The organism is Streptomyces sp. NPDC057486 (assembly GCF_042802415.1).
In the GTDB taxonomy this organism is placed as follows: Bacteria; Actinomycetota; Actinomycetes; order Streptomycetales; family Streptomycetaceae; genus Streptomyces; species Streptomyces yanii.
In genome coordinates, this window is the sequence record NZ_JBHVEE010000329.1 from 1 (window position 1) to 1,416 (window position 1,416).

The window sequence follows — 1,416 nt, forward strand, 5'->3', positions numbered from 1 at the left end:
GGCTCTCCTGTCGCTTCCGTGGGTGGTCAGTTCGTGAGTTGACGGCCTGGTAGCTGGGGTCGGTGGCCGCCGAGGCTGAGCATCGCGAGGGCGATGAGGGACCCGGGGTCCTTGAAGCCGAAGGCGATGCGGGTGATCAGTCGGATTTTGGTGTTCATGGACTCGACCAGGCCGTTGCTCAGCCCGTGCTCGGCGGCGGCGGTGATGGCGTCGAGGTGTTTGACGATGCTGCGTTGCAGCTCGACGAAGGCCGTTATCCGTGAGCGGCGGGCCCAGAGCACCCAGTCCCACAGCGCCTCGGCGGTGTCGGGGCCCTGTTTGAGGGCGGTGCGCAGACCTTCCTTGAGCAAGTACGCCCGGTGCAGTAGCGGGTGAGCCTTGGCGATGAAGAGCAGTTGGGCCCGCTGCCCGGCTGTGAGGTCCTCGGGGTTCTTCCACAGCGCGAAGCGGGCCTTCTTCAGGGACTTCGAGCCTCGGGTGGATCTGCCCTTGCCTCCGCGCTCGGCGTTCCACACCTGACGGCGCACGATGTCCAGGGCGTCGGTGGTCCACTGAACGACGTGAAACGGGTCCATCACCCGTACCGCCTGCGGGCAGCGCTCGGCGACCACCGTGGAGATCCAGTCGGCCGCGTCCGCGGACACGTGGGTGAGCTTCGCGGCGCGCTCGTTTCCCAGGGCGTCGAAGAACTTACACAGGGTGGCCTTGTCCCGGCCGGCCTCAGCCCAGACCAGGCGGCCGGAGTCGTGATCCACCACGACGGTCAGGTACTTGTGGCGCTTCTTGTAGCTGATCTCGTCAATACCGATCCGTCGTAGCCCGGCGAACAGGTCCACCGACTTCTCGACGTCCGCCCAGACCCGGGCGACGATGTTGCCCACCGTGCGCCAGCCGGTCCGCATGAGCTGGGTGACGGACGTCTTGGAACAGCAGGTCGCCAGCCAGGCCACCTGCGCGTCGAACGCCAGGGTATGTCCGGCGCCGTGCCTCGCCCAGGGAACCGAGGCGACCACTATGCCGTGCTCGGGGCAGGCGACCCGGGGCGCGTCGGCCTCGAGGAATGCCTGGATGACGCCCAGGTCCAGGGCCCGCCAGCGGCGGCGTCCCTCACCGGCGTCGTACTTCGCCGCCTTGCGCCGACACATCCCGCACCGCTGCCTGTGGCCCTTCGCCGGTCGGACATGCGCCACGATCACCAGCTCACCACCGACACCGCCCTCGGGATCGGCCTCCTCGGCCTCGACCTGCTCGATCAGCGTCTTTTCGACACCGAGCAACCGAACCCATATCCTCTTACTTTGCACGCCGTATCCAGGTTTATTCGTTTCGTACCTTCAGCAGTCGAAACGTACCCCGGGTACGGCGTGTTCTACGTATCAGCCCTGGTCAACGACCCACGGAAGCGACAGGAGAGCC

Annotated in this window: 1 protein-coding gene; it reads right to left on the reverse strand. The window is 66.7% G+C overall.

From position 1 onward, the window contains the following. Nucleotides 1-26: 26 nt before the first annotated feature. Nucleotides 27-1,304, reverse strand: coding sequence for an ISL3 family transposase (locus ACFU6I_RS48700; protein WP_384381052.1), 1,278 nt, complete (start codon nucleotides 1,302-1,304; stop codon nucleotides 27-29). Between the last annotated feature and the right edge of the window lie 112 nt (nucleotides 1,305-1,416).